Source organism: Serratia sp. AR11 (assembly GCF_056376275.1).
The window spans coordinates 301,757-324,889 of the sequence record NZ_CM150739.1; the positions used below are offsets into that span (position 1 = coordinate 301,757).

At 51.7% G+C, this 23,133-nt stretch carries 10 protein-coding genes, 2 tRNA genes and 3 rRNA genes; 10 read left to right on the top strand and 5 right to left on the bottom strand.

Going from position 1 to position 23,133, the window contains the following annotated elements:
- The first annotated feature begins 28 nt into the window (after nt 1–28).
- From ACSOSI_RS01390 to ACSOSI_RS01400, 3 genes are all read left to right on the top strand, one after another.
- Nucleotides 29–619, top strand: coding sequence for a YjaG family protein (locus ACSOSI_RS01390; RefSeq protein ID WP_012004756.1), 591 nt, complete (start codon nt 29–31; stop codon nt 617–619).
- Between the two features lie 188 nt (nt 620–807).
- Complete coding sequence (hupA, locus tag ACSOSI_RS01395; RefSeq protein WP_012004757.1) at nt 808–1,080, top strand: nucleoid-associated protein HU-alpha; 273 nt, start codon at nt 808–810, stop codon at nt 1,078–1,080.
- A gap of 69 nt (nt 1,081–1,149) precedes the next feature.
- The gene (locus ACSOSI_RS01400) at nt 1,150–1,788 is read left to right on the top strand and encodes a DUF1481 domain-containing protein (protein ID WP_476707236.1); all 639 of its coding nucleotides are present in this window, start codon (nt 1,150–1,152) and stop codon (nt 1,786–1,788) included.
- 45 nt (nt 1,789–1,833) lie between these two features.
- Here ACSOSI_RS01400 and purD read toward each other — a convergent pair whose 3' ends face one another.
- Both purD and purH read right to left on the bottom strand, forming a co-directional pair.
- Entirely contained in the window at nt 1,834–3,117 is a 1,284-nt protein-coding gene (purD, locus tag ACSOSI_RS01405) for a phosphoribosylamine--glycine ligase (protein WP_017891335.1), read from the bottom strand.
- A 50-nt stretch (nt 3,118–3,167) separates the two neighbouring features.
- A complete protein-coding gene (gene purH / locus ACSOSI_RS01410; protein WP_476706436.1) occupies nt 3,168–4,757 on the bottom strand; it encodes a bifunctional phosphoribosylaminoimidazolecarboxamide formyltransferase/IMP cyclohydrolase in 1,590 nt (529 codons plus the stop codon).
- 682 nt (nt 4,758–5,439) lie between these two features.
- On the opposite strand from purH, the gene ACSOSI_RS01415 reads away from it, so the two are divergent.
- The 6 genes from ACSOSI_RS01415 (at nt 5,440) to ACSOSI_RS01440 (ending at nt 16,858) form a co-directional block, all read left to right on the top strand.
- Nucleotides 5,440–6,982: ribosomal RNA gene (locus ACSOSI_RS01415) — 16S ribosomal RNA — on the top strand.
- A 102-nt stretch (nt 6,983–7,084) separates the two neighbouring features.
- Nucleotides 7,085–7,161, top strand: a tRNA-Ile gene (locus ACSOSI_RS01420).
- Nucleotides 7,162–7,285: 124 nt separating this feature from the next.
- Nucleotides 7,286–7,361: transfer RNA gene (locus ACSOSI_RS01425), tRNA-Ala, on the top strand.
- 208 nt (nt 7,362–7,569) lie between these two features.
- A 23S ribosomal RNA gene (locus tag ACSOSI_RS01430) occupies nt 7,570–10,478 on the top strand.
- Nucleotides 10,479–10,575: 97 nt separating this feature from the next.
- Nucleotides 10,576–10,691 (top strand): 5S ribosomal RNA (rrf, locus tag ACSOSI_RS01435).
- Together the 16S, 23S and 5S rRNA genes with 2 tRNA genes alongside form the textbook arrangement of a ribosomal RNA operon.
- Before the next feature lie 263 nt (nt 10,692–10,954).
- Nucleotides 10,955–16,858: a glucoamylase family protein gene (locus tag ACSOSI_RS01440; RefSeq protein WP_476706437.1), complete on the top strand. Its 5,904-nt coding sequence runs from the start codon at nt 10,955–10,957 to the stop codon at nt 16,856–16,858.
- Nucleotides 16,859–16,943: 85 nt separating this feature from the next.
- Here the strand turns inward: ACSOSI_RS01440 and actP are convergent, their stop codons facing one another.
- The 3 genes from actP to acs all read right to left on the bottom strand — a co-directional run bounded on the left by actP (nt 16,944) and on the right by acs (nt 20,955).
- The gene (gene actP, locus ACSOSI_RS01445) at nt 16,944–18,596 is read right to left on the bottom strand and encodes a cation/acetate symporter ActP (protein WP_012004762.1); all 1,653 of its coding nucleotides are present in this window, start codon (nt 18,594–18,596) and stop codon (nt 16,944–16,946) included.
- Nucleotides 18,593–18,904, bottom strand: coding sequence for a DUF485 domain-containing protein (locus ACSOSI_RS01450; RefSeq protein WP_012004763.1), 312 nt, complete (start codon nt 18,902–18,904; stop codon nt 18,593–18,595). Before ACSOSI_RS01450 ends, actP begins: the two co-directional genes overlap by 4 nt.
- A 92-nt stretch (nt 18,905–18,996) precedes the next feature.
- A complete protein-coding gene (gene acs, locus ACSOSI_RS01455; RefSeq protein WP_476706438.1) occupies nt 18,997–20,955 on the bottom strand; it encodes an acetate--CoA ligase in 1,959 nt (652 codons plus the stop codon).
- An 821-nt stretch (nt 20,956–21,776) separates the two neighbouring features.
- On the opposite strand from acs, the gene gltP reads away from it, so the two are divergent.
- Nucleotides 21,777–23,093, top strand: a complete 1,317-nt coding sequence (gltP, locus tag ACSOSI_RS01460; RefSeq protein WP_012004765.1) for a glutamate/aspartate:proton symporter GltP — start codon at nt 21,777–21,779, stop codon at nt 23,091–23,093.
- Nucleotides 23,094–23,133: the final 40 nt, after the last annotated feature.

The following is a 23,133-nucleotide window of genomic DNA, read 5'->3' on the forward strand; positions in this document are numbered from 1 at the left end:
GCGCAGATAACGCGTAAGAGAGTGAATAATGCTACGTAACCCGATTCATTTACGTCTGGAAAAGCTTGAAAGCTGGCAACATTTGACCTTTATGGCCAGTTTGTGCGAGCGTATGTATCCGAATTACCAGATGTTCTGCCTGCAAACCGAGTTCGGCGAACCGGCAATTTACCGCCGCATTCTGGATTTGGTGTGGGAAACTCTGGTGGTCAAGGACGCCAAGGTCAACTTTGACAGCCAGCTGGAGAAGTTGGAAGAGGCGATACCCGCGGCAGAAGATTACGATCTTTACGGCGTTTACCCGGCGATAGACGCCTGTATCGCATTAGGGGAACTGATCCATTCGCGACTCAGCGGGGAGACGCTAGAGCACGCCATCGCCATCAGCGAAACGTCTATTCGCACCGTGGCGATGTTGGAAATGACTCAGGCCGGTAAAGAAATGACCGACGATGAGCTCAAGGTTCTGCCTGCGGTAGAGGAAGAATGGGACATCCAATGGGAAATTTTCCGCCTGTTGGCTGACTGCGAAGAGCGCGATTTAGAACTGATCAAAGGGTTGCGTTCTGACCTCCGCGAGGCCGCGGTTAGTAATATCGGGATAAAATTAACGCAATAAGGCAAGAAAACGTGATTTAACGCCTCATTTGTCGTGCCTTAAGGCTTCACATCCGCACCCTGTCTGGTCTACATTTGGGGGGCGGAAAAAAAGTGGCTATCGGTGCGTGTATGCAGGGAGTGCTGTACATCGGCATATCCGTCGCACTCGATGCTTTGCAAACGATAAACACACTGTAAGGATAACTTATGAACAAGACTCAACTGATTGATGTAATCGCGGACAAGGCTGACCTTTCCAAAGCACAAGCTAAACTGGCTCTGGAATCCACCCTGGCTGCTATTACTGAGTCTCTGAAAGAAGGTGATGCAGTACAATTGGTTGGTTTCGGTACTTTCAAGGTAAACCACCGCAACGAGCGCACTGGTCGCAACCCGCAGACTGGTAAAGAAATCAAAATCGCAGCTGCTAACGTGCCTGCGTTCGTTTCTGGTAAAGCACTGAAAGACGCAGTTAAGTAATACTGCGTGTTGGTGAAAAGATTAAACAGAGGGGCAATTGTGCCCCTTTTGTTTATCCGACAGGCGCTTATGGTCATCGGCATTGCCGCTGGCCTGAGCGCCTGCAGCAGTCATTCAGATCTTCCTTCCTTTAGTGCCAGCGGTTATGTGGCCGACCAGGGCGTTATGCGCCTGTGGCGTAAAGATGACGAGCGGCACCGCCCGCTGGTGTTGATGAGCGTCTACAGTCCCTATCGTGGTCCGGGCACCGTTACCACGCTGTACGAATATCAAGACGGCAAGCTGCGCCAAATCAAACGCACTGACGCCGATGGCGATCAAGACTCCATTCAATTGCGCTTTGCCGATGACGGCGGAGTAAGCTTTATGCAGCGCCAACTGGCCACGCGGCGTGAACAACTGACCGCCGATGAAATCGCGCTGTATCAATATCAGGCACGACGCGTGCTGGAACTGAGCAATGCGCTGCGTGTCGGTAAGGTGAAGCTGCTGCAGGGGCGTTGGCAGCAGGGAGTAGTACAAACCTGTGATGGTCAAACGTTGAGGCCGGATCTGGATAGCAGTGCCGAAGCCTGGATCGCGCGACGTGCCCGTAATAGCAGCCAGCCGGTGAATATAGCCTGGTTGGATGCGCCGGAAGGGCGTGAACTGCTGCTGGTAGCGAACGACGATTTTTGCCGCTGGGAACCGAAAGAAGACCAGCTATAAAAAAGGCCCCGCATTGCGGAGCCCAAGAGCGTTGCGGTGTTCAGATCATTTGCCGCGCGCAATCGCACGGTAGCCAATGTCTTTGCGGCTGAAACTCCCCGGCCACTGAATACCTTCCGCTAATTGATAGGCGCGTTGTTGCGCTTGAGCCACCGACTCACCCAGTGCGGTTACGCACAGCACGCGTCCACCGCTGGTGACCACGTCATTGCCCTGCATGCGGGTACCGGCGTGGAACACTTTACCGTCGGCACTTTCCTGCTGTGGCAGACCTTGGATGACTTCACCGTTGTTGTAATCACCCGGATAGCCACCGGCTGCTAACACTACGCCCAGCGCAGGACGTTCATCCCACTCGGACGTTTTCTCGCCCAGCTTGCCTTCTGCACCGGCCAGACATAGCTCGACCAGATCAGAACGCAGGCGCAGCATGATCGGCTGCGTCTCCGGATCGCCAAAGCGGCAGTTGAACTCAATCACCTTTGGCTGGCCGTCGGCGGAGATCATCAACCCGGCGTAAAGGAAACCGACGTAGGTATTACCTTCCGCAGCCATGCCACGTACGGTAGGCCAGATGACCTGATCCATGGCGCGCTGGTGGATTTCATCGGTGACTACCGGTGCCGGGGAGTAGGCACCCATGCCACCGGTGTTCGGGCCGGTATCACCGTCACCGACGCGTTTGTGATCCTGGCTGGTGGCCATCGGCACCACGTTCTCGCCGTCGACCATCACGATAAAGCTGGCTTCTTCACCTTCAAGGAACTCTTCTATCACGATACGGTGACCCGCATCGCCAAAAGCGTTACCGGCCAACATGTCCTGCACCGCGTCTTCGGCTTCCTGCAGCGTCATGGCGACGATCACGCCCTTGCCTGCGGCCAGGCCGTCGGCCTTGATGACGATAGGTGCGCCTTTACTGCGCAGATAAGCCAGCGCCGGTTCAACCTCGGTAAAGTTTTGGTACTCGGCGCTTGGGATGTTATGACGCGCCAGGAAGTCTTTGGTAAAGGCTTTAGAGCCTTCTAGCTGGGCTGCTGCCTGAGATGGCCCAAAGATTTTCAGGCCGGCGGCCTGGAAGGCATCAACCACGCCAATCACCAGCGGCGCTTCCGGCCCGACGATGGTGAGACCAATGTCATGGCTCTGGGCAAAGGCAACCAGCGCCGGAATATCGGTAGCGGAGATCGCGACGTTCTCGAGATTGCTTTCTAATGCGGTACCGGCATTGCCCGGCGCCACATAGACTTTATCTGCCAACGGTGACTGAGCGGCTTTCCAGGCCAGCGCGTGTTCACGCCCGCCATTGCCGATAATTAAAATATTCATCAGGTGCTCCACGCAGAGCGTGCGCTGTAGCGCACGCGGCAAAAGAAGGATTAATGGCGGAAGTGGCGCATGTCGGTGAAGATCATTGCGATGCCGTGCTCATTGGCGGCGGCAATCACTTCGTCATCACGGATCGAACCGCCTGGCTGGATCACGCAGCTGATGCCCACCGCGGCGGCGGCATCGATGCCATCACGGAACGGGAAGAAAGCGTCAGACGCCATGGCGGAGCCTTTGACTTCCAGGCCTTCGTCCGCGGCTTTGATCCCGGCGATCTTGGCAGAGTAAACGCGGCTCATCTGGCCGGCGCCTATGCCGATGGTCATGTTGTCACGTGCATAGACGATAGCGTTGGACTTCACGAACTTGGCGACCTTCCAACAGAACAGCGCATCACGCAGTTCCTGCGCGGTCGGCTGACGTTCAGATACCACGCGCAGATCGCCTTCGTTCACCATACCCAGGTCGCGGTCTTGCACCAGCAGGCCACCGTTGACACGTTTGAAGTCGAGAGCGGCAATACGTTGCTGCCATTGGCCGCAGGCCAGTACACGGACGTTCTGTTTGGCTGCCAGCAGCGAGCGGGCTTCCTGGCTGATGCTCGGCGCGATAATCACTTCCACAAACTGACGGCTGATAATGGCCTGTGCGGTAGCGGCGTCCAGTTCGCGGTTAAAGGCGATGATGCCGCCGAAAGCAGAGGTCGGGTCGGTTTGATAGGCACGCTCATAGGCCGCCAGAATATCATTGCCGATCGCCACACCGCATGGGTTAGCGTGCTTGACGATCACGCAGGCCGGCTCGGCGAATTCCTTCACGCATTCCAGTGCGGCGTCGGTGTCGGCGATGTTGTTGTAGGACAGCGCTTTGCCTTGCAGTTGTTCCGCGGTGGCGACAGAGGCTTCCTGAACGTTCTCTTCTATATAGAAGGCCGCTTGCTGGTGGCTGTTCTCACCGTAGCGCATATCCTGCTTCTTTATATAGTTGAGGTTCAGGGTGCGAGGGAAACGACCGGCAGGTTGTTCGGTATCGCCATGGTAGGCAGGAACCAGTGCGCCGAAGTAGTTGGCGATCATGCTGTCGTAAGCGGCGGTGTGCTCGAAGGCTTTGATGGCCAGATCGAAACGGGTGGTGTATTGCAGTGAACCGTCGTTGTTATCCATCTCGGTAATAATAGCGGCGTAGTCGCTGCTCTTTACCACGATGGCGACGTCTTTGTGGTTCTTGGCCGCGGAGCGCACCATGGTTGGGCCGCCGATGTCGATGTTCTCGACCGCGTCTTCCAGTGAGCAGTTCGGGCGCGCCACGGTCTGGGCGAACGGATAGAGGTTTACCACCACCATGTCGATCGGCTTGATGTCATGCTGACCCATGATGGCGTCGTCCTGGCCGCGGCGGCCGAGAATACCGCCGTGTACTTTGGGGTGCAGGGTCTTTACTCGTCCGTCCATCATTTCCGGGAAGCCGGTGTAGTCGGAAACTTCGGTAACAGGCAGGCCGGCATCTGCCAGCAGACGGGCGGTGCCACCGGTGGAGAGCAGTTCAACGCCACGCTGGGACAGCGCTTCGGCGAATTCAACGATACCGGCTTTGTCAGAGACGCTGAGCAGGGCCCGGCGGATTGGACGAGGTTGTTGCATGGTTTTATCCCTTGGCTTTGGAGTCGCAATAAAAGAGCGTTACGTGAATTTCCACCTTCTACTCTTTATAAGGAAAGGTTTTTCTCTCTATAAAGGGGTAATCAGGCACAGATTCAGGTAACGCCCCCGTAAAAAGGGGAGCGTTTCGTCGCGGGGAATTGTAGCGAAAACGTTTGCGTGGCGCTCGTAAAATTTCCGGGCAAATCACTTCTGTGGATAAGTTTGTTAACAACAGGGTATAAAGCGGGGTTTTGCTGTGGAATGCAGCAAACGATCGTTTTTGTCGAAAATACCTATTGCGGCCTCCTGAGAACTCCCTATAATGCGCCTCCATCGACACGGAACATGTGAACAACTTCACAGAGTCTCCGGGGTTCGAAGAGAAAAAATCCTGAAAATTAGGGGTTGACTCTGAAAGAGGAAAGCGTAATATACGCCACCTCGAGATAGCAAGCTACGGCGGCTAACTCACTGCTCTTTAACAATTTATCAGACAATCTGTGTGGGCACTCCACAAGACGATATCCAGAACCTTCGGGTTCGAAAAAATATCAAGTCTTGAAGAGTGACCAAGCAATAAGTTGTTTTGTTGGCTTGTCCAACTGAATGACTATTACGAAAGTTATTTTCGAGCATCGCTTGCCTGTTCTTGCAAAAGACAGGTTGAAGCAAATCAAGCTTTTAATTGAAGAGTTTGATCATGGCTCAGATTGAACGCTGGCGGCAGGCCTAACACATGCAAGTCGAGCGGTAGCACAAGAGAGCTTGCTCTCTGGGTGACGAGCGGCGGACGGGTGAGTAATGTCTGGGAAACTGCCTGATGGAGGGGGATAACTACTGGAAACGGTAGCTAATACCGCATAACGTCTTCGGACCAAAGTGGGGGACCTTCGGGCCTCACGCCATCAGATGTGCCCAGATGGGATTAGCTAGTAGGTGGGGTAATGGCTCACCTAGGCGACGATCCCTAGCTGGTCTGAGAGGATGACCAGCCACACTGGAACTGAGACACGGTCCAGACTCCTACGGGAGGCAGCAGTGGGGAATATTGCACAATGGGCGCAAGCCTGATGCAGCCATGCCGCGTGTGTGAAGAAGGCCTTCGGGTTGTAAAGCACTTTCAGCGAGGAGGAAGGGTAGTGTGTTAATAGCACATTACATTGACGTTACTCGCAGAAGAAGCACCGGCTAACTCCGTGCCAGCAGCCGCGGTAATACGGAGGGTGCAAGCGTTAATCGGAATTACTGGGCGTAAAGCGCACGCAGGCGGTTTGTTAAGTCAGATGTGAAATCCCCGCGCTTAACGTGGGAACTGCATTTGAAACTGGCAAGCTAGAGTCTTGTAGAGGGGGGTAGAATTCCAGGTGTAGCGGTGAAATGCGTAGAGATCTGGAGGAATACCGGTGGCGAAGGCGGCCCCCTGGACAAAGACTGACGCTCAGGTGCGAAAGCGTGGGGAGCAAACAGGATTAGATACCCTGGTAGTCCACGCTGTAAACGATGTCGACTTGGAGGTTGTGCCCTTGAGGCGTGGCTTCCGGAGCTAACGCGTTAAGTCGACCGCCTGGGGAGTACGGCCGCAAGGTTAAAACTCAAATGAATTGACGGGGGCCCGCACAAGCGGTGGAGCATGTGGTTTAATTCGATGCAACGCGAAGAACCTTACCTACTCTTGACATCCAGAGAATTCGCTAGAGATAGCTTAGTGCCTTCGGGAACTCTGAGACAGGTGCTGCATGGCTGTCGTCAGCTCGTGTTGTGAAATGTTGGGTTAAGTCCCGCAACGAGCGCAACCCTTATCCTTTGTTGCCAGCACGTAATGGTGGGAACTCAAAGGAGACTGCCGGTGATAAACCGGAGGAAGGTGGGGATGACGTCAAGTCATCATGGCCCTTACGAGTAGGGCTACACACGTGCTACAATGGCGTATACAAAGAGAAGCGAACTCGCGAGAGCCAGCGGACCTCATAAAGTACGTCGTAGTCCGGATCGGAGTCTGCAACTCGACTCCGTGAAGTCGGAATCGCTAGTAATCGTAGATCAGAATGCTACGGTGAATACGTTCCCGGGCCTTGTACACACCGCCCGTCACACCATGGGAGTGGGTTGCAAAAGAAGTAGGTAGCTTAACCTTCGGGAGGGCGCTTACCACTTTGTGATTCATGACTGGGGTGAAGTCGTAACAAGGTAACCGTAGGGGAACCTGCGGTTGGATCACCTCCTTACCTAATGATATTGATTGCGTGAAGTGCTCACACAGATTGTCTGATGAAATGAAAGAGAGCATAAGGCTTAATCTTCGCGGTTAAGTCTTAAAGCACCTTGTCGGGTCTGTAGCTCAGGTGGTTAGAGCGCACCCCTGATAAGGGTGAGGTCGGTGGTTCAAGTCCACTCAGACCCACCAATTCTCTCCTATCCTGCGTTGTCGCCCTATTCGTTTATGTGAATAAACGTCGTAGGACTTCGCTTTGACTAGAAGCGAATTGGCGAAGGTAGTAGATAAGGTGTGAAAAATGCTTTTCTGATATGGGGCTATAGCTCAGCTGGGAGAGCGCCTGCCTTGCACGCAGGAGGTCAGCGGTTCGATCCCGCTTAGCTCCACCATATCAAAAAATCTTAAAACTGATTCGCAAGAGTCATGTTTAAGATATTGCTCTTTAACAATCTGGAACAAGCTGAAAATTGAAACATGACAGCTGAAACTTACTCCTCCGTAGATGTATTGGAGTAAGGATTAACCTGTCATAGAGTCTCTCAAATGTAGCAGCACAATTGTGTCTATTTGTTTACAAGAGACGCTTTTGGGTTGTGAGGTTAAGTGACTAAGCGTACACGGTGGATGCCTAGGCAGTCAGAGGCGATGAAGGGCGTGTTAATCTGCGATAAGCGTCGGTAAGGTGATATAAACCGTTATAACCGGCGATACCCGAATGGGGAAACCCAGTGCAATTCGTTGCACTATCATACGATGAATACATAGTCGTATGAGGCGAACCGGGGGAACTGAAACATCTAAGTACCCCGAGGAAAAGAAATCAACCGAGATTCCCCCAGTAGCGGCGAGCGAACGGGGAGGAGCCCAGAACCTGAATCAGTTCTTGTGTTAGTGGAAGCGTCTGGAAAGTCGCACAGTAAAGGGTGATAGTCCCGTACACTAAAATGCATTAATTGTGAGTTCGATGAGTAGGGCGGGACACGTGACATCCTGTCTGAATATGGGGGGACCATCCTCCAAGGCTAAATACTCCTGACTGACCGATAGTGAACCAGTACCGTGAGGGAAAGGCGAAAAGAACCCCGGCGAGGGGAGTGAAATAGAACCTGAAACCGTGTACGTACAAGCAGTGGGAGCCTACTAGTTGGGTGACTGCGTACCTTTTGTATAATGGGTCAGCGACTTATATTTTGTAGCAAGGTTAACCGTATAGGGGAGCCGTAGGGAAACCGAGTCTTAACTGGGCGAATAGTTGCAAGGTATAGACCCGAAACCCGGTGATCTAGCCATGGGCAGGTTGAAGGTTGGGTAACACTAACTGGAGGACCGAACCGACTAATGTTGAAAAATTAGCGGATGACTTGTGGCTGGGGGTGAAAGGCCAATCAAACCGGGAGATAGCTGGTTCTCCCCGAAAGCTATTTAGGTAGCGCCTCGTGAACTCATCTTCGGGGGTAGAGCACTGTTTCGGCTAGGGGGCCATCCCGGCTTACCAAACCGATGCAAACTCCGAATACCGAAGAATGTTATCACGGGAGACACACGGCGGGTGCTAACGTCCGTCGTGAAGAGGGAAACAACCCAGACCGCCAGCTAAGGTCCCAAAGTCATGGTTAAGTGGGAAACGATGTGGGAAGGCATAGACAGCCAGGATGTTGGCTTAGAAGCAGCCATCATTTAAAGAAAGCGTAATAGCTCACTGGTCGAGTCGGCCTGCGCGGAAGATGTAACGGGGCTAAACCATGCACCGAAGCTGCGGCAGCGACGCTTAGGCGTTGTTGGGTAGGGGAGCGTTCTGTAAGCCGTTGAAGGTGGCCTGTGAGGGTTGCTGGAGGTATCAGAAGTGCGAATGCTGACATAAGTAACGATAAAGCGGGTGAAAAACCCGCTCGCCGGAAGACCAAGGGTTCCTGTCCAACGTTAATCGGGGCAGGGTGAGTCGACCCCTAAGGCGAGGCCGAAAGGCGTAGTCGATGGGAAACAGGTTAATATTCCTGTACTCGGTGTTACTGCGAAGGGGGGACGGAGAAGGCTAGGCTAGCCGGGCGACGGTTGTCCCGGTTTAAGCGTGTAGGGGGAGTGACCTGGTAAATCCGGTTGCTTATTCAACCCTGAGGCGTGATGACGATGCACCACGGTGCAGAAGTAGTTGATGCCAAGCTTCCAGGAAAAGCCTCTAAGCATCAGGTAACACAGAATCGTACCCCAAACCGACACAGGTGGTCAGGTAGAGAATACCAAGGCGCTTGAGAGAACTCGGGTGAAGGAACTAGGCAAAATGGTGCCGTAACTTCGGGAGAAGGCACGCTGGCGCGTAGGTGAAGAGACTTGCTCTCGGAGCCGAAGCCAGTCGCAGATACCAGCTGGCTGCAACTGTTTAATAAAAACACAGCACTGTGCAAACACGAAAGTGGACGTATACGGTGTGACGCCTGCCCGGTGCTGGAAGGTTAATTGATGGGGTCAGCCGCAAGGCGAAGCTCTTGATCGAAGCCCCAGTAAACGGCGGCCGTAACTATAACGGTCCTAAGGTAGCGAAATTCCTTGTCGGGTAAGTTCCGACCTGCACGAATGGCGTAATGATGGCCAGGCTGTCTCCACCCGAGACTCAGTGAAATTGAACTCGCTGTGAAGATGCAGTGTACCCGCGGCAAGACGGAAAGACCCCGTGAACCTTTACTATAGCTTGACACTGAACATTGAGCCTTGATGTGTAGGATAGGTGGGAGGCTTTGAAGCGTGGACGCCAGTCTGCGTGGAGCCAACCTTGAAATACCACCCTTTAATGTTTGATGTTCTAACTCGGCCCCGTGATCCGGGGTGAGGACAGTGTCTGGTGGGTAGTTTGACTGGGGCGGTCTCCTCCCAAAGAGTAACGGAGGAGCACGAAGGTTAGCTAATCACGGTCGGACATCGTGAGGTTAGTGCAAAGGCATAAGCTAGCTTGACTGCGAGAGTGACGGCTCGAGCAGGTACGAAAGTAGGTCTTAGTGATCCGGTGGTTCTGAATGGAAGGGCCATCGCTCAACGGATAAAAGGTACTCCGGGGATAACAGGCTGATACCGCCCAAGAGTTCATATCGACGGCGGTGTTTGGCACCTCGATGTCGGCTCATCACATCCTGGGGCTGAAGTAGGTCCCAAGGGTATGGCTGTTCGCCATTTAAAGTGGTACGCGAGCTGGGTTTAGAACGTCGTGAGACAGTTCGGTCCCTATCTGCCGTGGGCGTTGGAAGATTGAGAGGGGTTGCTCCTAGTACGAGAGGACCGGAGTGAACGCACCACTGGTGTTCGGGTTGTCATGCCAATGGCATTGCCCGGTAGCTAAGTGCGGAAAAGATAAGCGCTGAAAGCATCTAAGCGCGAAACTTGCCTCGAGATGAGTCTTCCCTGGGAACTTGATTCCCCTGAAGGAACGTTTAAGACTAAGACGTTGATAGGCTGGGTGTGTAAGTGCAGCGATGCATTGAGCTAACCAGTACTAATGATCCGTGAGACTTAACCTTACAACACCAAAAGTGTTTTGATTTGAGAGATTTTCAGCGCGTTCCGAGATTGGTTCTGGTGGTCATGAGAATGACGGCTGGAATGAAACAGAATTTGCCTGGCGGCAATAGCGCGGTGGTCCCACCTGATCCCATGCCGAACTCAGAAGTGAAACGCCGTAGCGCCGATGGTAGTGTGGGGTCTCCCCATGCGAGAGTAGGACACTGCCAGGCATCAATTAAGCCAAGAGGCCATCCGCAAGGATGGCCTTTTTGCTTTGCCTGCTATAAATAAATGACCGTTATCCCACCAATTTTCATATCACTCTTCAATGCGCATCACATAAATCACGCTATATTTCTCATCCGCTATTTACCTGTTCTCATATATTCATCTGTAGTGTGAGTTCCCACACTACAGGGATAAGTTATAACCTTATATTCACCATGGTATTGTCTGCTTGTTTTAAAAACATTATTTAAAATAGGCGGAAAATATGAACAATGAATATACAAAAACGGTATTTGAAGGTAATACTGCCGACAAAGCCGATACTTTGCTGGCAAGGATAGACTTCAATACGGAAGTTAACGATGTCTCGGGGAGTGATAATATAGAGAAAGTTGAGGGTAATATCATTCTGGTTAAAAATAATATTGGCCAGAATGGTTATTTCGAAAATGGCACTATTTCACTGGTCAGGGATAGTTTTTTATTTTCTACAGATCGTGATTTTAGCCTATCGTTCTGGATTAAATCTGGATCATCAAGTGATGGCGTGATTATCTCTAATAAAGATTGGGGTAAAGGCTCAAATATCGGCTGGTTGGTGGGTATTAATCATGATTATCTGGTCTGTAATTGGAAAGGGGTCTCCGGTTCACGTTTAGATGTCGGCGCTGAACAAAATATAAAAGTTGCTGACAATCAGTGGCATCACATTGCAGTCACTTTTGACCGTCAGGGTGACGTTATTTTTTATAAAGATGGAGATCAAGTATATAACATTAATATTTCTAACTCGGGCAGTATTGATAGTGGATATACAACGGTTATCGGTGCGGATGCTCTGGGTCAATATCCTTTAAAGGGCTGTCATCTGGATGAGATTGAAATCCACGATAAAGTATTAACTCAAGAAGACATTAAGCAAAAATTTTATGATCTGAAAGATAAACTGCAGAAGCCACTGAACGTATTAATGAACTTTGAAGGGGATCTCAAAGACAGTTCAGGCGAAAGCAACGATGGTATAGCAACCGGGGATATTGGCTTTGTTCGTGGTTTTGACGGACTGGCAGCTAAATTAGAAAAATCGTATATTACGCTACCACAAAGTGAGTTATTTCCCGCTTTGGATGGTGACTTCAGCGTTTCTTTCTGGGTAAAGGCTAACGCACAATATGAAGGGGTTATATTTTCTAACAAAGATTGGCGTGTTGGCGGGAACATTGGTTGGGTAATAGGGATTAGTGGTAAAAGCCTAAGGTGGAATTGGCAAGGTGCTTATGGTCGCCGGTTAGATATGGCGGATATCCCTATCGCCGATTTTAAATGGCATCATGTTGCTATTGCACACGATCGTTCCAGAGACGCGGTTTTCTATCTCGATGGTCAGGAGCTGTCCCGGGTCACTATTGCCAACAGTGGACACACTAACACCCATTTTGATTTTAATATCGGCGCGGATGGTCGAGGTGAATATCGATTGGCGAATACTTTTCTCGATCGAGTAAAAATAACCAATACCATTATCTCCGCCCAGAAAGTCCAACAAGAATATGACGAGTATTATGAAAAACTCACTCCGGCACCTATCTCACTGTATTACGACTTTAATGATCATTTAAATGATGCCTCGGTTAATGGCTACGATGCGGTTATACATGGCAAGGAGGAATATGTATCCGGCTTTGCCAATAGTGCATTTTTGTTCAATGGCGATAGTTTTATCACCATTCCTAATCCAGAATTACAAAATGATTTGTCAGGTGATTTTAGCCTGTGCTTTTGGATCAAGGCTCCTACCGGCAATAAAGAGCAAACGATTATTTCGAATAAAGACTGGAACAGTGGGGGCAATCCAGGTTGGCAATTAGGGGTTCATAAAAATGCACTGAGTTGGAACTGGAAGGGGGACAGCGCCGGTCGTTATGATCTTGGTGATGACTATCCTATTTATGTGGCAGATGGCCGCTGGCATCAGATCACGGTGAGTCACGATCGCTTTGGCAATGCCTGTTTCTTTAAAGACGGCGTGCTGAAACAACAGATTGATATTCGTTTTTCGGGGGATACTGCAACTGCGTTGGATATCGCTGTTGGTGCAGATGCTATGGGCCAGTATCGCCTAAGCAACGAAACAATGATTGATGAGCTACGGATTATCAACCGGGCTGTAGACAGGCAGGAAGCACTGGCACTCTATGAGGAATATCGCGATCTGGTTGTTAAACCTTTGACTGAGAAATTTAGCGGTAGTTTGAAATTCGTTGGAGCGGAACAGACGGTGACGGACTCTGCGTTTACGCTGAATCTGCATTTACGTACCAACAATATGGTGAATGTCATTGATGATTGCACCAGCGAACTTCATTATGATTCATCCTTATTTGAATTTATTGAGGCCGTTGGTAGAGATATTTCTGCACAGGTTACAGCAACCGGAGTTTTGAAAATCAGCGTATATGGCGGCCGTACCTTCAACAATACTGACCCTTTAGACTGGCAAAAAACAAAAGTGGGGGAACTGCGGTTCAAAACCACTGCAGCAGCGGGTGCCGGTGAGTTCTCTTTGTCAAATTGCCAATTCTACGAGAATGGTCGTTTATATCAGATTGACTCGCTGGATGTGGAAACACATCATCTGACGATCAATGAGGCGTTATCTCTGGACGCTAACCAGGATGGTGTGATCACATTAGGCGATATTATTGGCCTTCCCCATGATCGGCAAGTCCATGTTGCCGAGCAGCTCGCTTTTATGCCTTATAAGCGCGTGCTATTTATTGGTCTGGATGGTGCGGGTGCCGGTGTCAGCATGCAGGCTCCCTATTGGCCTTCAGTCGAGTCGAAAAAAGAAACGGTTGGCGAACGACTACATATTCCGAATTTACGAAAAATGATTGAACAAGGCGCGGTGACCTACACGGCGCAATCGGTCATGCCGTCCGACTCAGCCCCAAACTGGGGGGCGATACTCACCGGTGTGGATACGAGTAAACACGGGGTAACCAATGGTGTTGCTGCCGAATACTACTATCCGGAAAACAGCCGCTATCCCACCTTATTTAAACGGCTGCGACAGGCCATGCCAAACCGCAAGCTTGCCGCTTACGTTTCCTGGGATGCCATTGCCAATAGCCTGATTGAGCCTTCGCTTGGGGTGGAGTGCGTCAAAGATTATGATGCGGCTATCGTGGAAAAAGTCACTGCCTATATTGCCGGCGGCAAGATGAAAGATACTGCATTCATGATGGTTCATCTAAGCAATATCGATCTGGCCGGACATTCAAAGGGATACTACGGGCCGGAGTATTACCGGGCACTGACCACGGCAGATGGGCAAATCGAAAGTATTCTCAGTGAGCTGGAACGGCAGGGCTTACGTGAAGATACTTTGGTGATTATCTCGCCCGACCACGGTGGCGGTACCGAGCAGGCGGACGGGACTCAAACACAGAACTTTAGCCATGGGCAAAACTCCGCATTGGCGCGAACCGTCTTTATCGCGGCGAATGGTCGAACCGTCGCCAGAGAGACGGCAGGTGAAAAAACGCTGTTGGGCGGCTCCACGAAAGATATTGCCGCTATGGTGTGCCATGCATTGAATATCCCACAGACCAGTGATGAAGTGGGTTTACGCAATATGTTCATGAGGCAAGATGAGCTGTCAGATGCCGACTTGCCTGAATGGGTGATGACCCAAGTGGTTAATACGCCGTCGAACAGCGTCGGTAGCTATCAATTAATGCTGGCAAACGGCAGCGATGATATCTGTGCCGCCGATATTACGATTGAGGTGGATAATACCCAGGTAGAACAGGTTATTCCCCTGCTGGCCGACATCAGGCTGTTACGCAAAGAGTTTGCCGCGGAAAAGTTACGCTTGGTATTTGTCTCCGACCAGCCATTACCGGCCGGGCAGGCATTGTTTACCTTTAAGACGCGAAGACATTCCCCGCAGTATGGCCTGCAAATCAAGGATGCGATGGTTGCCAATCAGCAAGGGCATGAGACCCTGCCTGGATTGACGCAGCAAACACTGACGCAAGGCGATCCGCTCGGCATCACGCTGAGTCAGGAAACGGTCACGTTGGAGATGGGCAAGCAGTTTACCTTGATCGCGGGTATCAAGGGAGTACAGGCCGATGATTTGAAATGGAAAAATACGCGCCAAGATGTCGTCATCCTGCAAGCGAATGAAACTATTTGCACCGTTAATGCGCTTAAACCCGGCTTCACGAAGATCACCGTCGAAAGTGTAGATGGTGCATATTCCGCTGAGTGTGACGTCACGGTGATAGCGCCTCTCACTTTGGATAATGAAGGTTTCACCGACAAGAGCCGTTGGTTGATGGGTTCGGCGACCCCGGGGAGTAAGCTCGAAGTCACCACTGAAAACGGGGCGTCGATTTTCGGCTCGGTGGCAGACGATGGACGTTTCCACCTTGAACTGCCGTCGTTGTTGGAACATTCCCAGTTTTATATCCAGGAAACCTATCCTCAGGGCACTAAAGGGGATAGACATAGTTTTGAGGTGCGTCCTAGTTACAACCTGTTGTGGGATATCAATGCCCAGGCCAGTGCCAGCAGCGTTTGGTTCAAACAACCACAGTATGGGGCTGATAAAGCCATTGATGGTGATGCTGGCAGTCGCTGGGCCTCTCATGATGAGCCGCTTCCGGCGTGGCTTGTGGTGGATTTGGGCGCTGAAATTGATTTCGATCTGGTGAGAATCAAAGAGTATGAGTCTCGGGTTGAGGCCTTCACGCTTGAAATCCTGCAAAATGGGCAGTGGTTGCCGGTTTATCAGGGGACGACCCTTGGACAAAACGCCGAGCTTTATTTCCCTCGCGTTAAGGCATCGCAAATCAGGCTGAATATTACGGCCGCGAGTGATTCCCCCACAATCTACGAACTGCAAATTTTTGATACGGCCAATCCTCCGGTGCGCGAGATCAGCGATTCCGCGTTGATTGCGTTGGAAACCAGAAAAAGTTTCAATTTCTTCTGGGAAATGGCCAATAGCGATCCTGCCAGCCCCGGCTACGGTTTGGTTAGCGACGCGAAGCCCTCGGCGATCTGCAATGTGGCGCAGGTCGGTTTTGCCCTGTCGGCGATTCCAATTGGCGTTAACAACGGTTGGATCACCTGGGATGAAGGGGCAGCACGCACCCTGGGCACGCTGAATATGTTGTTGAATAATGTCGATCAACACCGGGGATTCTTCTACCACTTCCTGAATAAGTGGACGGGGAAACGGGCCTGGAACTCTGAACTTTCAACCATTGATACCACACTGGCGTTGAATGGTGTGATTGTTGCCGGGGAGTTCTTCGGGGGTGAAATCAAACAAATGGCGGACCAGATTTATCACAAAGTTGACTGGGAGTGGTTCCGCGATCCTATAACCAATCAGTTTTATATGGCGTGGTTCCCGGAGAATGGCGGTGGGTTCAATGAGTACAAATGGTCCGGCCCGGTTGAACAGGCCAGCATGTATGTACTGGCGGCAGGCTCTCCGACGCATCCGGTCAACGGCGATATGTTCTACAGCATAAATCGTGCTAAACGATCGTACCGCGGTAGCGAGCCGGTGTTTGATACCTGGTTTGGCTCCAGCTTTACCAACCAGTTTTCTAATGCCTGGGTCGATTTCCGTGGCAAGGTCGATAGGCTGGGTGATGACTGGTTTAACGATGCGGTGCTCAACTCGCAAATCAGTCGCCAATACAGCATTGATGAACAGGATAACTTCAAGACGTTCGGTCCTGATTCATGGGGACTGTCGGCGGCGCCAGGCCCAGATGGCGCCTATCATGGCACCTATGGTGCGCCACCGGCGACGGCGGCCAGCACGGATGGCACTATGGTGCTTTCCGGCGCAGTAGGCGCCATTGTATTCACGCCACAAGCATCACTGGCGGCGATGCAAAACTATTACCGGAACCACCCTTATACCTGGGGCAAGTACGGCTTTAAAAGCGGTTATAACCTGGATGTTAAGCCGTATTGGTACTCTTCATCAGTTAATGGGCTGGAAAAAGGGATTAGCGTCGTCATGCTCGAAAATTATCGCACAGGCATCATTTGGCGGTTGTATATGCAGAATGAGGCGATTAAGCGAGGTGTGGCCGCCATTGGCCTGACTGCGCGCAATGAGGTTAGCGGAGAGTGACGTGACTGACAGACAGTTAGAGGCAGTTTTTTGCTGTCAGTGATAATAAAAAGTGGGTTCAGCATGCTGAACCCACGGTTTTATTTTAATGCGAACTGCCCTGGGAAATCCCCAGGCCGGTTTGCGAACGTACAAATTGGAAACGGAAGCGCTCACGCTCCTGCTGCCCAGCCAATGAGCTGTCGGTGACCGAGAACAGCCAGGTGCCGACGAACGCGACAATCATCGAGAACAACGCCGGATATTCATAAGGATAAATGGCTTTCTCGTGCCCCAGGATCTGTACCCAAATTGTTGGGCCAAGGATCATCAGGATCACCGCCGTCAGCAGACCTAACCAGCCGCCGATCATGGCGCCGCGCGTAGTCAGGCGTGACCAATACATCGAAAGAATGATAATCGGGAAGTTACAACTGGCAGCAATCGAGAAGGCCAGCCCGACCATAAAGGCGATATTCTGTTTCTCGAACAAAATCCCCAGTGCAATGGCCACGATCCCCAGGATCACCACGGTAATCTTTGAAACCCGCAGTTCATCACGCTCGGTCGCCTTACCGTTTTTAATCACGCTGGCGTACAAGTCATGAGATACCGCAGAAGCTCCTGCCAGCGTCAGGCCGGCAACCACCGCCAGAATGGTGGCAAAGGCGACCGCCGAAATAAACCCGAGGAAGAAGTTACCGCCGACGGCGTTGGCCAAATGCACCGCTGCCATATTGGTACCGCCCAACAGCGCTCCGGTAGCGTCTTTGAATGCCGGATTAGGGCCGACTAACAAAATTGCGCCGAAGCCGATAATAAAGGTCAGGATATAGAAGTAACCGATAAAGCCGGTGGCATAGAACACACTCTTGCGGGCTTCTTTGGCATCGCTGACGGTAAAGAAGCGCATCAGGATGTGCGGCAGACCCGCAGTACCAAACATCAGCGCCAGCCCCAACGAGAGCGCGGAAATAGGATCGGACACCAGTCCGCCCGGGCTCATGATGGCGATGCCTTTCGGATGCACCTTCACGGCCTCGGCAAACAGGGTATTGAAGTCAAAATTGACCGACTTCATCACCATCAGCGCCATAAAACTGGCACCGGCCAGCAACAATACCGCTTTGATAATCTGTACCCAGGTGGTTGCCAGCATGCCGCCGAACAGCACGTACAGCACCATTAAAATACCGACCAGGATCACCGCCACGTGGTAGTTAAGACCAAACAGTAACTGGATCAGCTTACCGGCGCCAACCATCTGTGCAATCAGGTATAGCGCGACCACCACCAGTGAGCCGCAGGCCGAGAGGGTACGGATTGGTTTCTGCTTAAGTCGGTAGGAGGCCACGTCAGCAAAGGTATAACGGCCCAGATTTCGCAGGCGTTCTGCAATCAGGAACAAAATGATCGGCCAGCCGATCAGGAAGCCGATGGAATAAATCAGTCCGTCATAGCCAGAGGTATACACCAGTGCGGAAATACCCAGGAAAGAAGCGGCTGACATAAAGTCGCCGGCAATCGCCAGGCCGTTCTGCAGGCCGGTGATTTTGCCGCCTGCGGTGTAGTAATCCTGGCGTGAACGAGTTCGTTTGGAAGCCCAGTAAGTGATGTATAGCGTGGCTCCGACAAACAGCACGAACATCACGATCGCCTGAATGTTCAGCGGCTGGCGATGAACTTCGCCACTAATGGCATCAGCAAAAGCCAGGCCCGGCAGCATCAGCAGGGCGGCGACAGACAATAAAGGCTTCATTTCTTCACCTCACGCAGGACTTCTGCAGTCAGGCGATCGAACTCGCCGTTGGCGCGGAATACGTAGATCCCGGTCAACACGAAAGAGATCACGATCAGGCCGACGCCGACCGGGATCCCGCGGGTAATGGTCGATCCTTCAGCGATCGGTGTGCCCAACCACTGTGGATCGAAAGCGATCAATAAAATAAAGCTGACGTACAGCGCCAGTGTAATCAGTGAAAGCAGCCAGGCGAATCGGCTACGTTTTCGCACCAGTTCTATAAAGCGCGGGTTTTCCTCAATCCCTTGATAAATGGTGTCATTCATCAGAGCATCTCCAGTAGGTATTGATAGAGTACGCCGCGCTTGATGCCGATCACCGGGTTATTTTCCCACTGATCGGCCTGAGGCGGCGGAAATTACGACGGAACTTTCATTGATTGTTTTTCTTCCAACAGCTTTTCGACTACGGCCGGATCCGCCAGCGTTGAGGTATCTCCCAAATTGCTGGTATCACCGGCGGCAATTTTCCGCAGGATGCGACGCATGATCTTGCCGGAACGCGTTTTTGGCAGAGAGTCTGTCCAGTGCAGCACGTCCGGCGTGGCGATCGGTCCTATTTCTTTACGTACCCAGTTACGTACTTCGGTATATAGCTCAGGCGTCGGTTCTTCACCGTGGTTCAGCGTGATATAGGCGTAAATCGCCTGGCCCTTGATGTTATGAGGGATGCCGACCACCGCCGCTTCGGCAATTTTCGGGTGGGAAACCAGGGCCGACTCAATCTCGGCGGTGCCCAGACGGTGGCCGGAGACGTTAAGCACGTCATCGACACGGCCAGTGATCCAGTAATAGCCGTCTTCATCACGGCGTGCGCCGTCACCGCTGAAATACATGCCCTTAAAGGTGGAGAAGTAGGTTTGTTCGAAACGATCGTGGTCGCCGAACAACGTGCGAGCCTGGCCTGGCCAGGAGTCGGTGATCACCAGGTTGCCTTCACAGGCGCCCTCCTGCACAGTGCCGATATTATCGACCAGTGCCGGTTGAACACCGAAGAACGGCCGCGTAGCGGAACCGGCTTTCAACTCGGTGGCACCGGGCAGCGGAGTGATCATAAAGCCGCCGGTTTCGGTCTGCCACCAGGTGTCGACGATTGGGCATTTAGCGTTGCCGATTTTATTGTAATACCACTCCCAGGCTTCCGGGTTGATCGGCTCGCCGACCGAGCCCATGATGCGCAGCGAGTCGCGTTTGGTGCCTTCGATCGCCTTGTCACCTTCGGCCATCAGGGCACGAATGGCGGTAGGGGCGGTATACAGGATATTGACCTGGTGCTTGTCGATCACCTGTGACAGACGGTTAACGCCAGGGTAGTTCGGCACCCCTTCAAACATCAGGGTAATGGCACCGCAGGCCAGCGGGCCGTACAGCAGATAGCTGTGGCCGGTGACCCAACCGACGTCGGCGGTACACCAGTACACGTCGCCGTCGTGGTAATCGAATACGTATTTAAAGGTCATGGCGGCATACACCAGATAACCGCCGGTGGTGTGCAGCACGCCTTTGGGTTTACCGGTCGAGCCTGAGGTATAAAGGATAAACAGCGGATCTTCCGCATTCATCTCTTCCGGTGGACAGTCGGCTGAAACACCCTGGGTCAGTTCATGCCACCACAGATCGCGGCCTTCCTGCCAGTAACCCGGTTTGCCGGTACGCTGGAACACGACGACGTTGGTGACGCTTTTCACGCCTGGATTTTTCAGCGCGTCATCGACGTTTTTCTTCAGCGGAACGGCACGCCCGGCGCGCAGGCCTTCGTCAGCGGTGATAACCAGTTTAGAGTTGGAATCGATAATACGGCCAGCCACGGCTTCCGGCGAGAAACCACCAAAGATCACCGAATGCACGGCCCCGATGCGGGCGCAGGCCAGCATGGCGACAGCGGCTTCCGGCACCATTGGCATATAGATCGCCACGACGTCACCTTTCTTGACGCCCAGCTTTTTCAGCACGTTGGCGAATTGGCAGACATCGTGGTGCAGTTGTTTATAGGTCACCTGTTTTGACTGGGTGGGATCGTCACCTTCCCAGATAATGGCGGTTTGGTCGCCGCGTTCGGCCAGGTGGCGATCGAGGCAGTTGGCCGCCAGGTTCAGGGTGCCGTCTTCAAACCAGCGAATGCTGATATGGCCTGGATCGAACGAGGTGTTTTTCACCCGGGTATAAGGTTTTATCCAGTCGAGGATTTTTCCCTGCTCGCCCCAGAACGTTTCTGGGTCTTGCACAGACTGTTGATAATATTGTTGATATTGCGTCGGATTAATCAGGGCGTGTTCTGCAATTGCAGAAGGAATAGCGTGTTTATGCACTTGGCTCATGGCTTTTCTCCTTGAAGTTGTTAATAATATGTCAACTAGAGGTTAAGTATAGTTTGCTCCGATTCTTTGTTTCTTTTTTGGGCGGCAGATCACGCAACGAAGATATTGATTTGTAATAGTTCTGCCTCATTCGTGTGGGGCATCTGCCTGCTTGGTGGGAGAAAGCTGGTAAATAGGAAGTTTTAGTCAGAAAACGCTATCTAAAGAACTAAAAAGAATAACCAACTCGGCAATAACTCCGCTTTTTATCGGTATTAGTTAATATAAAATTCCGCGGTTAAAATCGCTGTTAAACCTTTTCGGACCGTAGAGCACCTTTAATATTCGATGTCGATATTAATAGCCAAGCCGTCAGCCAAGAGTGCTAATAAGGAAAAAATTTCGGAATCATCCTATTAAATAGGAGGCCTGTGAGGCCCGGATATTTTCATTTTGAAAACTTTAATGTAACAGAATACAAACATCTCTATCGGACTAAATATGCAAGATTAACGAAAGTTAACGCATTTTCATCATGTATCAAACTCAAGATCCCAGGTGCTATTGTGATTCACCTCACATAAAATTAAGCTTTTAATAACAATAAATTATGCCTGGCGACACTGAAAATTAAATCACGCGAGTTCGTTTTTTGCACAAAACCCAGATAAAACAAGGCTTGCAGAGTATGCCTGCCAAATGGTAAAGATTTAAACAGCGTCACACTAAGGGCAGGTGAACGCTTCCTGGTCATTAACATAAGCCTGTATTAAATGATTAAGTATTCTTTTCGGCGCGTTATTATAAATGTGCCGAAAAGAGTCTTTGAGGACTTTTTGGGTATGAAGAGTGTAAAAATCAGTCTTGCCTGGCAAATTATGATTGCATTGGCGTTGGGCATTATTGTTGGGGCGGTGCTCCATAATCAAACTGAATCACGAGAGTGGTTAGTCAGTAATATTCTAAGCCCGGCCGGTGATATATTTATCCGCCTGATTAAGATGATTGTGGTACCTATCGTTATTTCTACGCTGGTGGTGGGTATTGCCGGCGTGGGGGATGCGAAGAAGTTAGGCCGTCTCGGGTTGAAAACCATTATTTACTTCGAAGTGATCACCACTATCGCCATTGTGGTGGGGCTGACATTGGCTAATGTTTTTCAACCCGGCCACGGTATCGACATGTCGACGCTGACCGCGGTGGATATCTCGCAGTATGAAAAAACCACGGAGCAGGTGCAAAGTGGCTCACACAGCCTGGTTGCCACCATTCTGTCGTTGATCCCGTCGAATATTTTCGCCTCGATGGCGAAGGGCGACATGTTGCCGATCATCTTCTTCTCGGTGCTGTTTGGCCTGGGCCTGTCGTCACTGCCGAAAGAAACCAAAGAGCCGCTGCTGAAGGTATTTAAAGCCGTTTCCGAAAGTATGTTCAAAGTCACACATATGATCATGCGCTATGCGCCGATTGGGGTGTTTGGTCTGATTGCAGTGACGGTTGCCAACTTTGGTTTCGCCTCATTGCTGCCCCTGGCCAAACTGGTACTGCTGGTGTACTTCGCCATTGCGTTCTTTGCGCTGGTGGTGTTGGGGGCTGTCGCACGCATCTGTAACCTGCGTATCTGGACGCTGATCCGTATCCTGAAGGATGAACTGATCCTGGCCTTTTCCACCGCCAGTTCGGAAACGGTGCTGCCGCGCATCATTGAAAAGATGGAGGCTTACGGCGCGCCGAAGGCGATCACCAGCTTTGTGGTACCGACCGGTTACTCCTTCAATCTGGACGGCTCAACGCTGTATCAGAGCATTGCCGCCATCTTCATCGCGCAGCTGTATGGGATTGAACTGTCCCTGGGCCAGGAGATTGTGCTGGTGGTGACGCTGATGCTCACCTCGAAGGGGATTGCCGGCGTGCCCGGTGTTTCCTTTGTGGTGCTGTTGGCGACGCTGGGGAGCGTGGGGATCCCGTTGGAAGGCCTGGCGTTTATTGCCGGCGTCGATCGCATCCTGGATATGGCGCGTACCGCACTGAACGTGGTGGGCAATGCGCTGGCGGTGCTGGTGGTAGCTAAATGGGAACACCAGTTCGACAGTAAAAAGGCGCTCGCCTTTGAGAAAGAGTTCTTGTCCGGCAAAGCCAGGCAGATAACAGACTCTTAACCGCTTTTGGACGAGATTGATTTGACGACTAAACCCGCCT